Genomic DNA, 19,430 nt, shown 5'->3' on the forward strand with positions numbered 1-19,430 from the left:
ATCATTTTATTCTTTGTTTTTTATACACATGAGTAATCTGAGCTGTTATCAACAATCACTGTTAAAAATGAGATTATATGTCAAAAAAATTGATTAACCCTGATGCTGTTTTTAATTCATTACAGTATGGATTTAGCCAAGCGATTGAAACTCAAGGTTCACGTCAAATTTTTCTTTCAGGGCAAGTTGGCGTTGATGCAAACCAGCGTACTGTTGCAGGAGGAATGTATGAGCAAACCATCCAATCGATTGAAAATATTAAGCATGTTTTAAAAGCGGCGAACGGAACGTTAGATGATGTTGTTATGTTACGAATTTATATTAAGCAAGGTGCTGATAGCGAAGAAGAACAACAAGCGATATCTCAGGCTCTAAAAGAGAAATTCACGTCGACACCTCCTGCTTCATCATGGATTATTGTCACAGGATTATCACTACCTGAGTGGTTGATTGAAATTGAAGCACATGCAGTGCTCAATTAAAAAGGATAACCGGTAATATTTGATTATCGGTTTTTACTAATCTAAACCATAGCTAGTGATATCTCCGCCAATCATCCAATAATGATGAGTGGTGATAAATATATCGACCGGTATCTCAAAAATGGAATTTCACACTAAAGTTAAATTGCCCACCAAAACTGAATCTAACGTTTAAGATTACCCTCAAAAATAGTGTTAAATAATGAGCATTAAACAAATGGAAATGGATAAGACTATTCAGTTAATAATTTCCACTCATAAATGGAAATAATGTGTCTGCACAGTTTCTAATGATTTTCCTATTCTGAAAATGCTGTCGTTAGATTTAATGCTCATATTTTTTTGTACCAAGATATGAGGTTTGCATTGTCATTAACTTGGAAATTTATTATGTCAAATAAGTTATCTATTTGGGCGGCATCATTGATGTTTGCTAGTACTGCTGTGATAGCGTCGCCTCAATTTGCTTGGGTTGGTACATATAGCCCTAATGGGGAAGGGGTATACCGCTTTAATGTGGATAATCAAACAGGTCAATTAAGTCATAAAATATTAGCGGCTCCACTTACCAATGCAGCACAGTTGGTATTATCAAATAATGGCACAGTGCTTTATGCCGGAAGTGAAGTTGAAAAAGGTACGATTCATGCATGGAAAATCCATCAGGATGGTTCTCTGCAAGCAATAAATCAGGTTTCATCGGGGGGAGATGGCCCCGTTTATTTATCCATAACACCGGATGGCAGTCATTTATTAGTGGCTAACTATCATAGTGGTGTAATATCTGTTCTTCCTATCCGTGAAGATGGTGGCTTATTACCCGCAAGTGATGTTATTCAACATCATGGGCCAGCGGGGGCCGCATATCCTGAAGCTGCGGTTGAAGGCAGTTTTGCAATGAGTGACCATAATGGCCCTCATGCACATATGATATCAGCCGATCCCTCGGGACAATATGTCTTGACGACAGATTTAGGGTTAGATCGTATTTACCAATATAAGTTTGATGCTAAAAATGGCAAATTAATCCCTAATGACCCCCCGTATATTATGGCGTCATCTAAAGGTGCAGGTCCTCGCCACTTTATTTTTTCAAAAATAGGTGAGCGAGTTTGGTTAGTGAATGAAGAAGCCTCGACATTAACACAATATCAATTTGATAAACAAAAAGGGACATTAAAAGAAGGTTTAACTGTATCGACATTACCTGAAAATTATAAGGGAACAAATTTTATTTCAGGGATAGTTGAAAGCCGAGATGGTAAACATTTATATATTGGAAATCGTTTACATAACAGTATTGCGCATTTTAATGTCAATGCAGATGGTTCGTTAAGTCAAGCAAAACAAACGTGGACACGAGGTGATTATCCTAGAACCTTAACGTTATCTCCTGATGGCAAATATTTATATGTAATGAACCAACGTAGCGATAATATCACCCGATTTAAGGTGATGCCTAATACAGGGGAGCTTGTCTTTGTCGATGATTACCTACCTATTGGCGCGCCTTCACAAATGGTTATGAATGAGACAAAATAGCACGAGTGAGATTAATGGGTAATGCTTATGAACGTTACCCATATTATTTTTTCTGAGGAATAGCAATGTCTGGCGTAAAATTTGGTGATGAACGTTTTCGAAGTGCTACGGGAAATAATAAGCGCTTATCAAGATTTGAAATTAATGAAATTAAGCATGCTATTGAAATTGAAAACTCAAAGAGTAAACGCAAAGGTAAAAAACCAAAATTACCTCAAGTGGTGCGTTTTCACTGCGGTTGTAACTGTTTTGTGGTTAAAGTTGATTGAACAGCACCCAGCTATTGCCGAGTGCTGAAAGTGATTAATGTTTAACTAATGTGGAGAAGTAATACACGAGTGGTACAGCTAAAACCCATAGGCTAATTGGGATTTCTCGCCATTTTCCAGCAACCGCTTTAATCAGAATATAAAAGAGTAACCCACCGGCAATACCGGTACCAAAGCTATTCGCGATTAACGTGATCATTACCATTAGCAAAACCGGTAAACCGTCAGTAAAGTTGGCAAGGTCGACTTTACGTAAACCACTGAACATGTTTAAACCAATCAAAATCAGTGCGGGTGCAGTGGCTTGAGCAGGGATCATTAGAGCAATGGGGGTAAATAACAGCATTAAGAAGAACATAAAGGCTGCTGCCAGTGCTGTTAAACCTGTTTTACCTCCCGCTTCCGCGGCTGCTGACGATTCGATCAAAGCCGTTGCTGCGGGAATACCAACCCAAGGCCCTAAAGCTGCGGCAATAGAATCGACAATAAAGGGACGGTTTATATTAGGCATATTGCCTTCTTTATCGAGTAAGCCTGCTTCACCGCCAACGGCAAGAGTGGTTCCCATGGTTGAAAAGAATTCGGCGGCAAAGAATACAAATAAAAAAGGAAGAAACGCGATATTCAAAGCACCAATTAAATCAACTTCACCAAATACTGGAGCAACCGAATGAGGAATACCAAAAAAGCTATCAGGTAATTTTGTCACGCCAAAAGGAATGCCAACAATGGTAGCGAAAAGTATTGCCCATAAGATAGCTCCCGGTATACGTCTAGCTTGTAATGCAATCGCTAAAAAGAAACCTGCTAATGCTACAAGTGCACCGGGTGATAAAAAGTCTCCCAACATCAACGCATTTGTTTTGGGATTAGCCAGAACTAAACCTGCATTACGAAATCCTAGAACGGCAACAAATAGGCCGATAGAGGCGGTTAATCCCAGTTTGATTGATTGAGGAACCGACCGTGTCACGACTTCACGTAAACCGAACTTTGTGAGCAAGAAAAATAAAATTCCTGACCAACAAGCAATACCTAAACCAATTTGCCAATTGATCCCTTCGCTACCTGCGAGAGTAATGCCAACCAGTACAGAGCCACCGATCCCTGGACCGACAATAAAAGGCAGATTGGCATAAAACGCCATGAGTAAGCTGGCAAGTACAAATACGATAATGGTTCCTGTTGTGGCGGCTCCTTTATCCATTCCTCCTGCGGCAAGTAGCCCAGGGATCACAACTAACAAATAGGCTGCCGCGAGGAAGCCTGTGATGCCTGCCAAAAATTCGCTTCTGATACTGCTACCACGCGAGTGCAACGCAAAACGTTTTTCTAACCAACTCCCTGATGTTGGCTTTTGAAGCATGTTGTCAGCCATTAGTTGGCTCTCCTATCATTTATTATTGTGTTTGTATTCGTGTTCATTCGATTCAATGACCGCATTAACAATTTCACGAGTCGTGCCATCGGTAAGTCCGAGATCCGTTAAATGAGGGCCTGCATTACAGGCAAGGCAAGTGCCTTCGATTGCTTTGAAAACGCGATAAGGAGGTTCCCAGTCTGCAATCTTACTACTAAGCTCACGTAACTGGCGAAACTGTTCTGCGAGTTGATGAGCAGGTAAATCTGACAACATACCCGCGATCGGCATCGCAACGTGGGCTAATACTTTCCCATCCTGAACTAATGCCATTCCACCACCGCTTTCAATCAGCAAGTTAGCAGCTTGAGCCATATCATTAGCATCACGACCGAGTACAACTAAATTATGAGAATCATGGGAGTAGCTAGTGGCAATTGCTCCTCGTAGTTCTCCCCATCCTTCTAATAATGCTATTTGTGGTTTGGCATCATGGCGACCATGGCGATGTTGAACGCGAATTAAACTAAAGCCACTCGGTAGTTGCACTTTGCCATCATTGATTTGCACATCGATTTCACCCCATTGTGTGAAACGAGCGCCTCGAATATGGCGTAAGCGAGCACTGCCATTGACGATATTTTTAATGTGTAATTGGCAGTCCTCGGCCGAGATTGGTGATAAATGCATGGTATCTCTTGGCGGGAGCACATCTTGGCTCGTGGCGAGAGGCGTTAATAACTGACCATCCTCAGCGATTTGTTGGCCTGCGACATAAACGCGTTGTGCTTTGAGCTGTTTGAGGGAGTCAAAGATGACCAGATCCGCACGGCGTCCAGCTGCAATTAAGCCTAGGTCATTACGTTGTAAACGAATGGCGGCATTTAAGGTAGCAAAACGTAAGACGTCAGTTGCTTGCATACCCTGTTCAATTAATAGGTTGAGTAAGGCAATAATGCCACCTTTTTCAATTAAAATATCTGGTGGAACATCATCAGTACATACAGTGATTTGTGATGAAAGATGCGGTAATTGCTGGAGTGCGGCAACAATTTCAGGTAATAAATACGGATGTGAGCCACGGATCTCAAGCGTTAGCCCAGCACGCAGTTTTTCTAAGGCATCTTCTGCTGAAGTGAGCTCATGATCGGAGGTGACCCCAGCCGCTAGATATGCTTGTAAGTCGGCACCTTTTAGCCCTCTTGCATGTCCTTCAATCAACTTACCGCAATTTAAACCAGCGTGTAAGATCTCCTCCATGCGCTCGCTGCCATGAAGTACACCAAACATATCCATTACCTCAGCGACGCCATGGATTTCAGGCCAACTCAACATCGTTGACATTTCTTTGCCCGCGAAATCAGCGCCAGACATTTCTAAGCCAGGTGTTGAAGGAACGGAAGAGGGGGCGGCAACCATAACATGTAATGGTAAATGACGGCTTGCCTCGATTGCGTAGCGAACCCCCTCTAAACCAAGTACATTCGCCAGTTCATGAGGATCCCAAAATACGGCGGTGGTTCCTTGAGTGAGAACAATTTCAGCGTAGCGTACAGGCGGAAGATGGGAGCTCTCTAGATGAACGTGAGTATCAATCAGTCCGGGAGAGATAAAATATCCGTTGAGATTATGCACTTCATTTGCATCGAGGCGACTACCTGTAGGATGAACACTGGCAATCAAAGAATCGATAATACCAATATCAGCAGGGCGAATTTCACCCGTCACCATATCAACGATATTGGCTTGTGTTAGGAGGAGATCAAAGGGAATTTCACCTTTGGCTGCTTGTATTGCGCGGCGTCTGCTGTAGTCAGTTACACTCATAAATCACCATCAATAAAAGATTATTGGTTTGTACTTTATGAGCAACGCAAACGTTTGCCAAGATGATAAAACTTATCAGATCATAAGAAAGGGTTATAATGATAATTATCCTATTGAATTCAGTTAGGCATTATATTTGTTAAATAAATATATTTAACAATACGTTACCTAAAAATAGAGTGTGTACTGATAACATGGCAGAACCTTGGCAGCGTCTACCCGCATTAACGTTAAAGCAAATACAATATTTCGTGACATTGGCTCATTTACGTCATTTTACTGATACAGCCAGTCGATTAGCGATTAGTCAGCCAGCGTTGAGTAGTGCACTGCGTCAAATTGAAAATGTTATTGGCGGTAAATTGATTAACCGTACAGCATCTTCGGTCACACTCACTGAATTGGGGGCGGCGATTTTACCGCATGCTGAACGTATTTTGAGTGTGTCGCATCGTGCTTTTAGCGATATCCAACAAATTATTGAGGAAGGGGGAGACGGTACGTTGCGTATTGGGTTAGTTCCTTCCGTTAGCTCATTATTATTTCCTAATGTTCCTACTCAGCTAAATTTACATTTTCCTCGGCTTAATGTTGAATTCTACGATAAGACAAATGATTCACTCGTTTCTCAGTTAATGAATAATGAAATCGATTTTGGCGTAGGGGTCCTTGACAGTTCAGTGCCTCGTGAACTGCAACTCTTTACATTGCAAGATGATCCTTTCGTTGCCGTTGTTCACCGCGAAGATATATTAGCAAATGGTTTTCATCTCCCTTGGAAAATGCTAAATAATCGTGATATCGCGGTATTCTCTAAGGGGAATATTCAACGTTTGGTCTTAGCGACCATCGAAAGCCATCGTTTGAAGCTAAATGTGCGTTATCAAGTCGATTATATTGAAACTCTTTATGGGCTAGTTCGTTCTAAATTAGCGGTAGCTATCCTCCCTCAGCTCTATACGGCTCACTTACGTGAGCCTGATTTGGTTGTGCTACAGTTACAACAGCCCGCACTGACACGCACTGTATCGTTGATGAGAACCAGTCAAGTATTAACGCCAATGGTCGAGTCGGCATTTATGGTATTACTCAAGACATTAAAAGATAACCCTATAAATAGTTAGTAGGTAACTGAGGAAGTGGATTCTTTGTCACTGTCTTGTGAAGCGACATAAATTAATACTAAAAGCACCGTGACAAAAAAACGAAATGCACTAGGTACACTATTCCATTGTTTAGACATCCACATTGCAAACCATTCACCACCGATAGACATAAAAAGTGTCTGCCATAATACAAAGGCGAGTGTTAGGCCAATAATAGCCATATTTTTACTCCGATTAAAAATGGCAGCACTTTTGTTTCTGTTTTGAAAAAGTCTAATTCCACCCCACCAACAAATTAAAGATGAAATAATTTCAAGCATAATAATAGTAATGTAAGCAAAATGATGAAGTATTGGGGAGTCGATGGCACGATATTTAATAGTCGCATTATAAAATATTGAATCCATCGTTAAAACATGTTGTATAAAAGTAAAATTAATATTGTAATCTGTTAAGTTATTGAATGCAGATAATGAAATAAAAAAGGCTATGGCGCAAACACATAATGATTTAGAAACTCGAATTATCATATTTCCCCTTGAAAATAATTATTCTTATAATGTTTATGTCTATTTTTAAAATAGCATTTTGATATTTTATTGACGATTGTTTGTTGTCAATATCAGATGAAATGTATATTTGTATCAATGGGTTAAATAAATTATGGGAAGGTATGGAAATGAGGAATGTTTATCTGTAGATAGTTAATTGTGTGAGTAATTAAAAGTAAAAGTATCAAACATAAAAATGTACTTAAATTGAGTGCAGAGGTTTGTGTTTTATGCTGCAAAAAGAATGAATGGTGTATTTTTATTTGTTGATGGCGTATGTTATTTAGATGTTTGTAAAATCCATTTCGTTGTTAGAATAAATCATTTTAAGAGTATACTTAAAAGGTAACCAGAGTATTCTTATGTGAAATAAGCGTAGTAAACTAATAATGGTTATTAGTCCAAGATGTATTTTCTTATAGGAATAACAAAATGAATTCAAAGTTAAAGTCGTTTCTTGGCATGATCGTTATGTCTATTTTGCTGATGTTTTCTTCTATTGTCAGCGGCCAGAGTGTGATTGAGAAGAAATCACAAGCAGAAGTATTAGATTTAGTTTTTATACTCGATAAAAGTGGTTCAATGTCAGGCTTTGAATCGGATACGATTGGCGGCTTTAATAGTGTATTAACAGAAAATCGTAATAAAAAAGGGGATGTTTTTATTACGACGGTTTTGTTTAATGATAAAACCACATTACTACACAATAGAGAACCTATTAATAAGGTTTCAAATTTAACACTAGAAGACTATAAAGTTGGCAGTAACACTGCTTTGCTAGATGCGGTTGGCGATACGATTATCAAAATGCAAGAAAACCGTAAATTAACGAAGAATAATAATGTCCTGTTTGTCATTATTACTGATGGTGAAGAAAATAGTAGCCGTAAATACAGTCAAGATAAGATTAAATCGATGATTAAGTCGGCGGAGATCGAAGATAAATGGGACTTCATCTTTCTCGGTGCCAATATGGATGCCATTGTAGCCGCTGATAATATTGGTATTAGCAGGTCAAAAGCAACATCTTACGTACAAGATGATGTGGGTTACGATAAAGCTTATAAAGCGGTAAATAATGCCGTTGAGTCAAAGAAAAAAGCTGCACCAATATCAGAGGAGTGGAAAAAGGATGTTGAAGCCGATGCGATGGATCGCGCTAAAAAATAGAGTAGCAAGAGGTTAAGGCTACCAATAAGCGGTATATATACCCCCAATGAAGTTTATTGGGGGTATTTTTTGCACTAATCTTTCGTTGGGATATGGCGAAGCAATGCCTCGAGTGGCTCAACAATCGCAATCACTAATTCATCCTGTAACTCAGCACTCTTTTCTAACTGCTGAGCCATGGCTGCTTTACGGCTGGTTGTTAGGGGGGTATTGGCTGTGTAATGCTCAATTAACTCGATGCCTATTGTGGACAATTGCTCCACATTTTCAGCAACAGGCGCTAAACGTGCTAAATTGACGTTTTGCTTTATCAGCTGTTGCACCTGTGGAATGTTATTGTGCCAACGTTTTAATTTATGTGTTAACCACTGGGCAGTCACTTGATCATCGGGTTTAGCGATCAATGTATCAATATGTTGTTTAAAAGCTCTTGCTTGCATACTTTCGGCGGGCAAAGCATCAACAAACCGGTTCAGTGGTTCGTATTGATGATATTGATTTTCACGGAATTTCAAATGGTGACGCGTATAATAATGCGCAGGCTCTACAGATTCAGATAAGATGATTAAAGGTTCAATATCAACCCCATTTGCTAATCGTGTAAATTCACGCGCTGTTTGTGCGTGTTGTTGTAAACCGACAGAGAGGGTGGACCAAGCATCTGCTGCATGCAGACGACGGTACATATCATTTTCATTATTGACATCTTTTGCTGACCATAAACGCTCTGAAACCGCAAAGGCTCGTGGCCACAACTTAGTATCAATGATCGGTGCGCGAATATTTTCCGCCCATAAAGCAATTTCTCCCCCGAGAATATTCGGCATTTTATTGCTGTCAGGGGTTGTTGGTGCAATACCTTTGGGGATTGCGGTTAATTGAGAGCCTATTGTTGGATAGCGTGCATTGCCAATAATCGTGTAGCCACTCAGCTTTCCATTGGTTAATGTAACGACTGGACGAGTTTCTCCCATCCAAGTATCTACAAAAAAGCTGACTTGTTGTGGTGAGCGCCATTCAATTTTATTGATAGCTCGTCGTGATTTACCTGCAAAATCAATAAATCCACGCCAGCCATCCACTCCTTTTATTAACGTGAAGCTACCTTTTACTGGGCTGCCTTTAAGCCTTTCAATTTCAAATTGCCAACTTTGGAATTGTTCACCTTGTTTAACATTGATATCTACAGTAAATGGCTGAGGTAATATTTCATTGCGATAATGATAAGCTGCACTTTGCGATTGATCGAGATAGAAGCCCGTCGACAAGAGTCCTTTAAACCCCTCTTGAGCACTATGCCCGAGTGAGTCTTGCCCTTGCCATGATTGAATGACAATATTTTTTGATAACGTAGGATGCTGTATTTCATCCCAGCCAACCATTTTACGGTTATGATGGGTTAATATCTGTTCAAGGCGTTGATTGAAATAAGCTTGTAGCGCATGGGTATCTTTTAAATTATTTTTTCGCATGAACTCTTGAATGGATGGATTATTTTGCCATTGTGTTGGGTCGACTTCATCACCACCAATGTGGATATATTCGTCAGGGAAAATGGTGGCTAACTCACCAATGAGTGCATCGGTAAATTGATAGACGCTCTCTTGGGTTGGGTTGAGCAGGGGAGGGTGAACCCCCCAATGGCGTTGCATTTGGTATGGACCCGCGGCACTGATTAGTTCTGGATATGCAACCGCAATAGCGGAGGCATGACCTGGAAAATCAATTTCTGGTACGACACGAATACCTCGTTCTTTAGCATACTCAACAACTTGGCGCATTTGATCTTGTGTGTAATATTGACCGTCACTGGCGAGCTGTTGCAGTTTTGGATAACGAAGCGATTCAAAACGCCATCCTTGATCATCGGTTAAATGCCAATGAAATACGTTGAATTTTGCGGCTGCCATACCATCGATTTGCCGCAAGATATCGTTGATCGGAAGAAAGTGTCTCGAAGAATCCAGCATCACACCACGCCAACTAAATCTCGGATTATCATTAATGCTCAACAGTGGCACAAACGTATTTTCGCCATCCGTTTGGATCAATTGCAATAAGGTTTCCATTCCTCTCATAGCACCAAAACGAGTCGCAGCTTTGATGGTGGCACCGTTATCATCGGTAATGATTTGATAGCTTTCGTCCATTTCAATAGTGGGTAATTCGGCTACTTTTTTCTCGATGAAAATTTTGATAGGTGCATGGCTATTTTTTGCTTGATGTGGCGTTAATTGCCAGCCTGTTTGGATCTCTATTCTATCGCGCCAACGACGTACCGCGTCATCTAAATCATCACCTTCAATATAAATATCGAGTTCATTATTCAGTAGCCATTTTCCATTCGCATTTTTTATTTCAATCTGCTGAGGCCAAGGCATTAAGGGCAATTCAGAGATTGATTGAGCACCACTTGGTAACGCATAAATCAGTGAAGAGATGACGATAGCAGACGTAAGTTTGTTAATCATAGAGATCCCTTATTATTCGTAATAGTGAATGCTATTTTGAACACAAATAAAGCTATGAAGTCCAACTTAGTTGATGAGGAGATGACATGGCTCACACTATTTTTTTGATGCGAATTAAGTGCGGAAGGTAATATTAAATCTAGATAATTGATTTTTATTGTTTATTTTTTGTATGGAATGTAGGAAGGAAAGTGATGTATTTTCATCGACAATGAGTTTACCGCGGAAGTATTAATTCTCCCGCGATAGATTAAGGCTTAACGGGGTTGTTTGAGTGCCTCAAACATGCCTTGAGCGAGATACTCTGACGTATTTTGAATACCGGGCACAACAAAATAGTAACCGCCACCAAAAGGTTTAATATAACGCTCAAGTGGCTCGCCATTAAGGCGTTTTTGGGTATCAATAAAACCGGTTTTAAGATTTTTTTGATATGAAACAAAGATTAGCCCCATATCGAGTAGCCCATTAGTTGTTAAACCAAGAGAATAGCTATAGCTACGGCGCCTTAATTTAGCCGTATAACGCTCAGGGTTGCGAGGCTCAGCACGGCGCATATGAGAATCAAACAATATGCGATCGCCATGAGGATCTTTAGCAAATTCAGGATCGTCATGTTCCTGCTTCATACCAATAGGCGCGCCGCTATCTTTATGACGACCAAAGTCGTTTTCTTGGTCTTCGAGGGGCGTTCTATCCCAAAATTCAAGATTAAACCGGATAAGGCGCACTGCTTGATAAGTGCCACCAACACACCATTTAGGTTCTTTGTTATCCTCTGTGACCCAAATCAATTCATTCATCAGTTGGCTATCGCTGGTTGGGGCATTGCCAGTGCCATCTTTGAAACCAAATAAATTGATTGGCGTTGAGTGGTTATCAATATCTCGTGAAGGTAAAAAACCATCTATTTTCCAGATAGGGAACATCAACGGAGCGGTATGGCGCAAGAGATCGCGTAATGCATAGATGACACTTTCTTGGCTATTGGCGCAAATTTGTAAACTAATATCCCCGCCACACCATTGCTGTTCCAGTCTATCATTGGGGAAGCTTGTCATTTCAACAAGGTAACGAGGCTTGATTTTATCCAAACCAAATCGAGCATCGAATAGGCTATGACCTAATGAAACGGTAACAGTCAAGGAATCAGGTTGGAGGTTGCTCCCAAGAATACCGGATTCGGCTGGTGGCATACGATCATTGTGAGTGTTAGGTGCTTTTTGTACTTGTGTGAGATAGGCAATCCTATCTGTCAAAATTTCAAACAGTTTTTGTAATTTATCAAGTGAGTCGGCAGTGACATTAAAGGCAATAAATGAAGCATTTTTTTGTTCTGGCGTTAATACCCCTGCTTGATGTAAACCTTCATAAGGGATGGTTTTCTCATAGGAAGATTGGCATTGGTTTTGACGAGTATTTGCTGCCAGGGTTGGGGCTGCTGCCATAAAGCTGCCAACAGCTAAGGTTTTTAGTGCATTACGTCGAGAAAAGCTAATTGACGTAGCATGGTTATATGATTTCGCCTTCATGGCTTGTTACCTCAATACTTGTAATACACATCAACACCGAGCTGATATCGAAGTTGTGCAAGATCTTCAGCCTGTTGTGTTAATACAGAATAAAGCGCCATCATGTCTTTTTTATCAAACTGCTTATAACTCTGATAATGATTAGGTGTTAATTGATATGGTTTGATAATACGATAGGCTTCTAGGTAATTATCTTGGATGCGCTGAAGTTGTTTTGGCTCGATAAAAGGAGCCAGTACGTTGATCACTTCTTGTGAGCCACGTAGATTTGCAGCAATATCCGTTAAATCAGATTGGCTATAGATATTTTCTTTGCCAGCCATTTTGGTTTCTAGAATCATCTCAATAAAATCTGCCGATGCTTGAACCAATTTGGGGATTTCAATATTTTCAGTGGCAACCCGCTTTTGCAAATCTTGTGCTTTCATGAGTAATTCATCGGTTGCACGCATCGCAGCGGTATTATCTTTGCGATCAAATAATTGATATTCAACGAGATGAAAACCAGTAAAACGATAATCTTTTTCTTTATCAAGAAAATAGTCAGCCCTTGCATTGATTATGCGGTCAGTATTACCAAATAGAATGATGATAGGACGAACGGATTCATAATATTGATGAGCTTGGATGTAAGCTCGCTCGGCTGCGGTTAAATCACCGACTTTAAGGCTGCTCTTTAAGATTTCTAACTGAGAAACCATGTCCTGTAATTGAGTACGCGTATAGTCTAAATAGGCTCTGATAGCAGGATGATATTTTTCAGGGGTTGGGATATCCCCCTTAGCGATAATGATATCATCACCCGTTTGTACTGGGGACCTCAATGCTTTGGCCAGCGCAGAGGTAGGCATCGCCATCATTAAAACTAAGCTTATACCCAATAGTATTGGTGTAGATATTCTTGTATTACGCATGTTTTTTACCTCGAGAAAACAGCGTGATAACGATAATCCAATAAAGCACAAATGTAATAACACTTAACCATATAGGCTGTGACCGATAAGCAAAGAAAGAAGAAATAAAGTTACCGGCAATATTTGAGTCATCAAGCAAAGCCGTGGTATCCCATGCAGGATAAATTAAAAATTCAGGGATAGGATAATCGTATTCAATGAATAAGTTAGCGCTTTCTTCAACCCCTTTGAGTAAGAGAGAGAGGGCAAGAAATAATAGAATGACGCCTGTCGCTTTAAAAAATATCTTCCATGAAACAAAACGATTAGTGAGTAAGAAGGCATAGAGTGTCAAACCTGCAATTAAAATACCGGCAGCAACTTCTATCGTAAATTCGGAGGCATTTTCAGCATTTAATGACATGATAAAACTAGACAGGAAGACAACAATTTCACTTCCTTCGCGAGCAATGGCAATGGCAATAATCAGCGTAGCTCCCCACCAATTGTGGTGTGCTGCATTACGGCTAATACCCGATTCAATTTCAGATTTTAAGGACCGACCATGTTTATTCATCCAATATACCATTTGGACGATCAAAACACAGGCAAGCAATTCCATAAAGATCATAAATAGAGATTGACCCGTATCATCGAGAACGTTAAAAACACCATAAATCAATAGTGCTAATAGAACAGAAACGATAAGGCCGAGGGCAACTCCCCCCCATAAAAACTTCATGCCATTGCGAGAGTCAGGATGGTGTTTTATCCAGGCATAAATAATGCCAATGACTAGCAATGCTTCAAAGCTTTCTCGCCAGACAACAAATAGAACTTGCCCCATAATTTATCCTTCTATTTCGCGATGATCTCACCTTTTGGGTGAGACAGGTGGAAATCATCAAAAAAGGTATAACTTCCCGGTTTTAGGGGAGCAATAACCACAACAGAGCTAGCTCCCGGCGCGAGAACTTTTTCTTTACGCAATTGTGTGCTTTCAAACTCAGCGGGTTCAGTTCCTGTGTTAGTTATTTTGATACGAATAATCGTTTTTGCAGGAACTTCAAGCACACGTGGGATTAAATCACCGTTCTTCATTTCTAATTCAACGGTAAATTTTTCTGCTGCGAAAGCCGCATTGGGTATGAGTGCTGAAAATAGCAAAAGGGCTAAACTTAGTAATGTTTTCATTTTATTGGCTCTAAACATAACGACAAATAAAAGGGCTATACGCAGCAATTAAGCAGCGGCTAGCCCTGAAATGATATACCCGTTATATTGCAAGTCGCAGCGTTGTTGACTCCTTTCTGTACACGGGGGGATCGTTTCTAGCTATTTCCCGTGTTTCATATGCTTGTCGTTTTGCCGCGTCGAGAATAACGCTGAGTATCGATTTGTGGGTTAGTAGCTACCTTTTCGGCCTACACCCGCATAGTCAAACTCCCATGAAACTTCAAAAGGTTTGAACCATGGAGCTACCCCTGTTTCTTTATCAATATGGCGCCCAAATGCGACTTGTTTATTATGGGATGGCGGATAGATCTTATAGGTGACTTGGTATTTACCGTTGCCATCCAATTTGATGTTTTGACCATAATGAGGGCCATCACTAGCGACCATCGGCATGAATGTGCCTGTTTGAGTTTGTGGCTTATCGCCGAGTTTTTTGACTGTGTATTCGATAGTGAGGTATGGGATCCAATCACCTTCAGCAAATCCATTTGGATTATCCTCAACCGCATGGATATCTGCTTCTAAATGGATATCTGCTTTATCGGCAGCAAGGTGGGACATCCCTTGATGGCCTTCTTCTGTATCCATTGTTATTGGTTGAAGATAAACCCCTTGAATCTCCATTCCATCTTTAATGATAGGTTGTCCTAAAGGATATTCTTGAGCAAAAGCAGTGATTGAGAATAAAGCTAAACCCGAAACAGCTGCTTGATAAGCGAGTTTCATCGTCTTGTCCTTACCATTATTTATTATTGGAACGCAATGATAATCATTATTATTCATGCTGTTCAAGTTAAAGTTTGAGGCCAAAAATTTAATTTATAGCCAAATATATGAAAAGTTTTAGAAAAATAGTTACAGTAGGAAAGTTATTATTTTTTGAAAAATATCTTTTGAGCCAAAATGTATTCAGCTTATTGATTATATGTCACGATAAATTGAACAGAGTTTATTTATTATTAGCCTACGAATAAATAAAGGTGTAAAGCATGCAAAAACGTTATCTTGATTGTACCGCTTCTGAAATATCGCGCATGAATAAAAAGGCGTTATTAGAAGCCATTAAGGGGAGTGAAGGGCGTCTTTTGGTTTCTGAAACCATTGGTACGATACAGCCTGTTTTAATGAATGTGACAAATGCGGAGCTTGCCGCAAGTCAAGGGGCGGATATTTTATTATTGAATATTTTTGATGTTGATAATCCGGTTGTGCAAGGTCTCCCTTCAAATATAGAACCACAAGAGATTATCCGGACTTTAAAACACCTTACAGGTCGAGCCATTGGCGTAAATCTGGAACCTGTTCCTGCGGGGTTTAATAATCCCAATCAGGATGTGCAGTGGAAGATTTCTGAAGGCCGTTTAGCCACGGTAAAAAACGCAATAAAATTAAAGGAGATGGGCGTTGACATTATTGTGCTAACGGGCAATCCAGGTAATGGAGTCACCAATCAAGAAATCAATTTAAGTCTAAAAGAATTAAAAGCGGTTGTTGGTGAAGAGGTCATTTTAATTACCGGAAAAATGCACGCTGCTGGTGTTCTCAATGAGTCAGCAGAGCAGTTGATTACAGAAGTTGATATTCGAAGTTTTATTGATAGCGGTGCCGATGTGATCCTTTTGCCCGCACCGGGAACGGTACCCGGTATTTCAGCTGAATTTGTGCAAAGGATGGTGGCTTACTGTCATTCTCAAGGTGTATTAACAATGACAGCGATTGGAACATCACAAGAAGGCGCTGATTTACAAACCATCCGTCAAATTGCGTTGATGTGCAAAATGGCAGGAACAGATCTACATCATATTGGTGATTCAGGCTATAACGGTATTGCATTACCTGAAAACATTCTTAATTATGGCATTGTTATTCGTGGTGTGAGACACACTTACTCGCGTATTGCTCGTTCGATTAATCGTTAATCAATCATATTTTGCAATCCGAATCACATCATCTGACGGTGTGATTCGGATTATTTCTATTAGCTATCTATTTGTTATTTAAACATTTTAAAATGGTGTTTGATTAATCAAATTGGAACAATATGGATTTTAAAAATCGACTTTTATTAACGTTCCTTGTCGACGTAAAACCAAAGATAGCTGTCCTTTGGGTAATGTATTGATCAAATGTTGCACTTTGACTAAAGCCTTTGTTGGGTATGAAACCCCATTGAGACTCATTAAAACATCCCCATTTTGAATAGGGTATTTAGCGAGGGTATCCTCATTATTATAAAAGAATTCAATATTGTTATTAAACATCCGGATATTTATTTTTCTAATATCCTGCAATTCTTTCTCTGGGGATTTATGACTATTATAGCAGATGAGCATTCTATCTGGCGATAATAGATATTTATCAAATGAAGCTAATGCAGACATGCCAATAGCATAAGCATTATTATTATTTTCAGCAAATTTTTGGTCGATGAGTGTAGTATCATTTAATTGAACTTGCTGAATTCGATACAGATCTTCTTTTTTGTTATTCACACCAGAAAAATCGATGGTAATTGCATTATCAAATTGTTCTATTTTTTCCATCTTATTGATTTTATTTTCTTTTAGATAATCTAAAAATTCAGAAGACAAATAGCTCACTTTGGATCCAGTATCTAATTTAACATTCACATAGGTCTTATCATCAAAGTAAGCATTGAAAGAGGGAGCTCCAAGCGTGTAATCATCATATGTAATACACTGCTCATAGTTATTGATATTAGGAGGATTATCATAGAGCGTTAATACTTTATTTTTGTTATCGATTTCCCAATTTAATCGTCTAAAAATATCAATACCGAGTATCCCTGAAATATTTTCGCCTACCATTTGTGATAGCAGGCTAAGATCATTTGCAGCCCAGAAGTCTCCGCCATTAAAGTACTTTTCCCCAATATAAAAGGAAATGGGATTAACAAAATTAACGTCCGCCATTTTTTTATTATCACTGACAGTTTTTACGACATTAAAGTATTTTTGATAAAAGGCGGGTGGTGCATCAAGGTTGCTTGTTAATTTGTTGACCAAGGATTGATCAATAACAGATGTTGATGAGCCAGTGTCTAATAAAAATGTGTATTTCTCACCATTTATCGTGACGGGAACTAAAATATAATCAACATACTGGTCTTGAAAAGCGTTAACAAGTATAGGGTCATGGTTTTTTATCGTGTTAGAGCAACCCGTTATCATTAATAACGCTAGGTAACTTATTATTTTATTGGATTTTTTTACCAAGACAGGCTCCTTGTTTTGCATTGTTTACCCTATAATCTTATGATCTATCACACAATGAAATAATAGCTTTTTATACGAATAAATTTATAAACGAGAACTCAATAATCAATACTTTTTAGCATTAGTTACACGATTAAATTTCCGCTAAATATAAATTTTAGTTCGATTTTTTTTATACTTTATTCTATCTCATTTTATTAACACTCATCATTTTTCGTATAAATAAGCTTATTTTTTAACTCGTTATCGTGCTGACTAAGGATGTTTTATTCTCGTTATAGACAGAGTTACGATCAATTAAGGGGAGGTTATCTCGCGGAAAGATTTTCAGAATAGAACGATCATCTATCGGACGGCTAATGTGATCACTACAGATGAACTGCGAATTGAGCCGCTATAAGAGTCTATGGCTCTGCTGAAAAAGCGATTTATAGCGCTAAAATATACGTCAGGTAAAACTCGGCTCATTTTTAACCCAATAACAGACGTGAGTTAAGTCGCAAAATACCAATCCGGCGCCAAAAATTGGCTTCATGTCACTTGGTTGCCCAAATGAAAAAAATGCTACAGTTAAGATGATTATTTATTAATATCATTGATATAGCGGATATTGCCTTCGAATTCTGGATAAAGCCAAGTAAAGAATAGAATTACCCCAATAGCGATAAGCACAGTTGCGGCTAAGCACAAAACTAAAGCCCATGAAAGCGGTAAAATTGTGACCAAAAATAGCCATAACATCAATGAAATTCCTAAAACGATGATGGTCAAAATCATGCAATATATATTTTCTGACCTTCTCTTTGATGGTGCAAATTTAAATGTTTGTGGGTCTATACCGAGTTTAGTGAATACACGTTGGTTGATTTTGATATCAGGAATTCTCGCAAGCCCTTTAAGTAGCGCTTTGAGCATCAATTTTCTTTTTTCTACTGGAGAGAAGGGGGAATAGTTAATCCAATTTTCGATGGGTAATTTATATTCTTTACTCTCATTTGAGGCGTTTTTATACTGAAAAACAAGATAGTTAGGACTATATCTACCGCCTGTTTCGATATGAACAACATATTCAGAGCAAATATTTTCCCAGAGTATTTCAACGTTCATGTTTGGATATGGATCACAAATAAAGCGAAATCCGTTATTATCGATAGAAAAATAACTAACAGTTTTATTAAATCGTTTTAGTAGAGTATAAAATGAAACTAATAGGACGATCTCAATAGTGACAAAAAGGAACCTTCCTGAGATAACATTCCATAGAATAAGAGAAGTCAATGCACATATTAAAGTACAAAATAGCCATATAAAATAAGTAAATGTTTGATTACCATGTCCAATGATCGATCCTATAGGAAGTTTTAATTCATTAGGTAATGGGTAAGCCATTGTTTCTAAATGGGTGTAATGACGATGTTCGTTGCGAGTACTATTATCACGATTCCGACTATCAGTGCTAACAATATGACGGTTGTCGCTATCGTGGTTTCTATTTCGACTTTTGTTTTTACGTTTTTTGTTATTGTATTTTTTCATTTTCTAAAGGCGAGTCGTTGTAATCAATTATTTTCAGTGAATTCAAATGGTAACATAAGCTAAATTTTGTAGCTATCAACAAGAAAGGCGCTCATGGTTTTTGGCTTTATATCGACAAAATCCGCCAAGCATAAATCGTTTAATAAAAATAGTTTTATAGATAAAAATTTATACAATTCCTACTATACTTCAGGTAAAATCCAGCCCATTTTTTAAAAC

17 protein-coding genes are annotated in these 19,430 nt (G+C 38.9%); 6 read left to right on the forward strand and 11 right to left on the reverse strand.

What is annotated here, in order from left to right; all coding sequences use genetic code 11:
* Nucleotides 1-77: 77 nt before the first annotated feature.
* The 3 genes from P2E05_RS05075 to P2E05_RS05085 all read left to right on the forward strand — a co-directional run bounded on the left by P2E05_RS05075 (nucleotide 78) and on the right by P2E05_RS05085 (nucleotide 2,293).
* A complete protein-coding gene (locus P2E05_RS05075) occupies nucleotides 78-482 on the forward strand; it encodes a RidA family protein (RefSeq protein WP_154623109.1) in 405 nt (134 codons plus the stop codon).
* A 390-nt stretch (nucleotides 483-872) separates the two neighbouring features.
* Nucleotides 873-2,024 (forward strand): lactonase family protein, encoded by a 1,152-nt coding sequence (locus P2E05_RS05080; RefSeq protein ID WP_420794207.1) that lies wholly within the window; start codon nucleotides 873-875, stop codon nucleotides 2,022-2,024.
* 65 nt (nucleotides 2,025-2,089) lie between these two features.
* Nucleotides 2,090-2,293 (forward strand): hypothetical protein, encoded by a 204-nt coding sequence (locus P2E05_RS05085; protein ID WP_163860799.1) that lies wholly within the window; start codon nucleotides 2,090-2,092, stop codon nucleotides 2,291-2,293.
* A 34-nt stretch (nucleotides 2,294-2,327) separates the two neighbouring features.
* Here the strand turns inward: P2E05_RS05085 and P2E05_RS05090 are convergent, their stop codons facing one another.
* Nucleotides 2,328-3,671: an NCS2 family permease gene (locus tag P2E05_RS05090; protein ID WP_154623103.1), complete on the reverse strand. Its 1,344-nt coding sequence runs from the start codon at nucleotides 3,669-3,671 to the stop codon at nucleotides 2,328-2,330.
* Nucleotides 3,672-3,686: 15 nt separating this feature from the next.
* Nucleotides 3,687-5,480, reverse strand: coding sequence for an adenine deaminase (locus tag P2E05_RS05095; protein WP_154623101.1), 1,794 nt, complete (start codon nucleotides 5,478-5,480; stop codon nucleotides 3,687-3,689).
* A gap of 194 nt (nucleotides 5,481-5,674) precedes the next feature.
* Here P2E05_RS05095 and P2E05_RS05100 point away from each other — a divergent pair, with 194 nt between their 5' ends.
* A complete protein-coding gene (locus P2E05_RS05100; protein ID WP_163860801.1) occupies nucleotides 5,675-6,604 on the forward strand; it encodes a LysR family transcriptional regulator in 930 nt (309 codons plus the stop codon).
* On the opposite strand, the gene P2E05_RS05105 is transcribed toward P2E05_RS05100, so the two are convergent.
* On the reverse strand, nucleotides 6,601-7,116 hold the full coding sequence (locus P2E05_RS05105) for a DUF2165 family protein (RefSeq protein ID WP_272658023.1): 516 nt from the start codon (nucleotides 7,114-7,116) through the stop codon (nucleotides 6,601-6,603). The genes P2E05_RS05100 and P2E05_RS05105 overlap by 4 nt on opposite strands.
* A 453-nt stretch (nucleotides 7,117-7,569) precedes the next feature.
* Here P2E05_RS05105 and P2E05_RS05110 point away from each other — a divergent pair, with 453 nt between their 5' ends.
* Entirely contained in the window at nucleotides 7,570-8,307 is a 738-nt protein-coding gene (locus P2E05_RS05110) for a vWA domain-containing protein (RefSeq protein WP_196713451.1), read from the forward strand.
* Nucleotides 8,308-8,381: 74 nt separating this feature from the next.
* Here the strand turns inward: P2E05_RS05110 and P2E05_RS05115 are convergent, their stop codons facing one another.
* The 6 genes from P2E05_RS05115 to P2E05_RS05140 form a co-directional block, all read right to left on the reverse strand.
* Nucleotides 8,382-10,778: a beta-N-acetylhexosaminidase gene (locus tag P2E05_RS05115; protein WP_272658024.1), complete on the reverse strand. Its 2,397-nt coding sequence runs from the start codon at nucleotides 10,776-10,778 to the stop codon at nucleotides 8,382-8,384.
* A 257-nt stretch (nucleotides 10,779-11,035) separates the two neighbouring features.
* Nucleotides 11,036-12,310 carry an iron uptake transporter deferrochelatase/peroxidase subunit gene (efeB, locus tag P2E05_RS05120; protein ID WP_250000120.1) on the reverse strand — a complete coding sequence of 425 codons (1,275 nt, stop codon included), beginning with the start codon at nucleotides 12,308-12,310 and terminating at the stop codon, nucleotides 11,036-11,038.
* Between the two features lie 11 nt (nucleotides 12,311-12,321).
* On the reverse strand, nucleotides 12,322-13,224 hold the full coding sequence (locus tag P2E05_RS05125) for an EfeM/EfeO family lipoprotein (RefSeq protein ID WP_250000122.1): 903 nt from the start codon (nucleotides 13,222-13,224) through the stop codon (nucleotides 12,322-12,324).
* Nucleotides 13,217-14,050 (reverse strand): FTR1 family iron permease, encoded by an 834-nt coding sequence (locus P2E05_RS05130; protein WP_163860807.1) that lies wholly within the window; start codon nucleotides 14,048-14,050, stop codon nucleotides 13,217-13,219. Before P2E05_RS05130 ends, P2E05_RS05125 begins: the two co-directional genes overlap by 8 nt.
* Before the next feature lie 11 nt (nucleotides 14,051-14,061).
* The gene (locus P2E05_RS05135; protein WP_154625014.1) at nucleotides 14,062-14,397 is read right to left on the reverse strand and encodes a cupredoxin domain-containing protein; all 336 of its coding nucleotides are present in this window, start codon (nucleotides 14,395-14,397) and stop codon (nucleotides 14,062-14,064) included.
* 210 nt (nucleotides 14,398-14,607) lie between these two features.
* Entirely contained in the window at nucleotides 14,608-15,165 is a 558-nt protein-coding gene (locus P2E05_RS05140; RefSeq protein ID WP_154625015.1) for an iron transporter, read from the reverse strand.
* A gap of 263 nt (nucleotides 15,166-15,428) precedes the next feature.
* On the opposite strand from P2E05_RS05140, the gene P2E05_RS05145 reads away from it, so the two are divergent.
* Nucleotides 15,429-16,358 carry a haloacid dehalogenase-like hydrolase gene (locus tag P2E05_RS05145; protein WP_154625016.1) on the forward strand — a complete coding sequence of 310 codons (930 nt, stop codon included), beginning with the start codon at nucleotides 15,429-15,431 and terminating at the stop codon, nucleotides 16,356-16,358.
* Nucleotides 16,359-16,487: 129 nt separating this feature from the next.
* Here P2E05_RS05145 and P2E05_RS05150 read toward each other — a convergent pair whose 3' ends face one another.
* Nucleotides 16,488-17,696 (reverse strand): retropepsin-like aspartic protease, encoded by a 1,209-nt coding sequence (locus P2E05_RS05150; RefSeq protein WP_154635724.1) that lies wholly within the window; start codon nucleotides 17,694-17,696, stop codon nucleotides 16,488-16,490.
* A gap of 558 nt (nucleotides 17,697-18,254) precedes the next feature.
* A complete protein-coding gene (locus P2E05_RS05155) occupies nucleotides 18,255-19,211 on the reverse strand; it encodes a hypothetical protein (protein WP_272658026.1) in 957 nt (318 codons plus the stop codon).
* Nucleotides 19,212-19,430 lie beyond the last annotated feature (219 nt).

It is taken from the genome of Providencia stuartii (genome assembly GCF_029277985.1).
In the GTDB taxonomy this organism is placed as follows: Bacteria; Pseudomonadota; Gammaproteobacteria; order Enterobacterales; family Enterobacteriaceae; genus Providencia; species Providencia zhejiangensis.

Excerpts from the sequence above, each read along its gene's own strand:
- P2E05_RS05100 (WP_163860801.1), top strand. The coding sequence starts at position 5,675 with ATGGCAGAACCTTGGCAGCGTCTACCCGCATTAACGTTAAAGCAAATA.
- P2E05_RS05130 (WP_163860807.1), bottom strand. The coding sequence starts at position 14,050 with ATGGGGCAAGTTCTATTTGTTGTCTGGCGAGAAAGCTTTGAAGCATTG.
- P2E05_RS05115 (WP_272658024.1), bottom strand. The coding sequence starts at position 10,778 with ATGATTAACAAACTTACGTCTGCTATCGTCATCTCTTCACTGATTTAT.
- P2E05_RS05110 (WP_196713451.1), top strand. The coding sequence starts at position 7,570 with ATGAATTCAAAGTTAAAGTCGTTTCTTGGCATGATCGTTATGTCTATT.
- P2E05_RS05140 (WP_154625015.1), bottom strand. The coding sequence starts at position 15,165 with ATGAAACTCGCTTATCAAGCAGCTGTTTCGGGTTTAGCTTTATTCTCA.
- P2E05_RS05080 (WP_420794207.1), top strand. The coding sequence starts at position 873 with ATGTCAAATAAGTTATCTATTTGGGCGGCATCATTGATGTTTGCTAGT.
- P2E05_RS05150 (WP_154635724.1), bottom strand. The coding sequence starts at position 17,696 with ATGCAAAACAAGGAGCCTGTCTTGGTAAAAAAATCCAATAAAATAATA.
- P2E05_RS05125 (WP_250000122.1), bottom strand. The coding sequence starts at position 13,224 with ATGCGTAATACAAGAATATCTACACCAATACTATTGGGTATAAGCTTA.
- P2E05_RS05155 (WP_272658026.1), bottom strand. The coding sequence starts at position 19,211 with ATGAAAAAATACAATAACAAAAAACGTAAAAACAAAAGTCGAAATAGA.
- P2E05_RS05075 (WP_154623109.1), top strand. The coding sequence starts at position 78 with ATGTCAAAAAAATTGATTAACCCTGATGCTGTTTTTAATTCATTACAG.
- P2E05_RS05105 (WP_272658023.1), bottom strand. The coding sequence starts at position 7,116 with ATGATAATTCGAGTTTCTAAATCATTATGTGTTTGCGCCATAGCCTTT.
- P2E05_RS05135 (WP_154625014.1), bottom strand. The coding sequence starts at position 14,397 with ATGAAAACATTACTAAGTTTAGCCCTTTTGCTATTTTCAGCACTCATA.
- P2E05_RS05085 (WP_163860799.1), top strand. The coding sequence starts at position 2,090 with ATGTCTGGCGTAAAATTTGGTGATGAACGTTTTCGAAGTGCTACGGGA.
- P2E05_RS05090 (WP_154623103.1), bottom strand. The coding sequence starts at position 3,671 with ATGGCTGACAACATGCTTCAAAAGCCAACATCAGGGAGTTGGTTAGAA.
- P2E05_RS05095 (WP_154623101.1), bottom strand. The coding sequence starts at position 5,480 with ATGAGTGTAACTGACTACAGCAGACGCCGCGCAATACAAGCAGCCAAA.
- efeB (WP_250000120.1), bottom strand. The coding sequence starts at position 12,310 with ATGAAGGCGAAATCATATAACCATGCTACGTCAATTAGCTTTTCTCGA.
- P2E05_RS05145 (WP_154625016.1), top strand. The coding sequence starts at position 15,429 with ATGCAAAAACGTTATCTTGATTGTACCGCTTCTGAAATATCGCGCATG.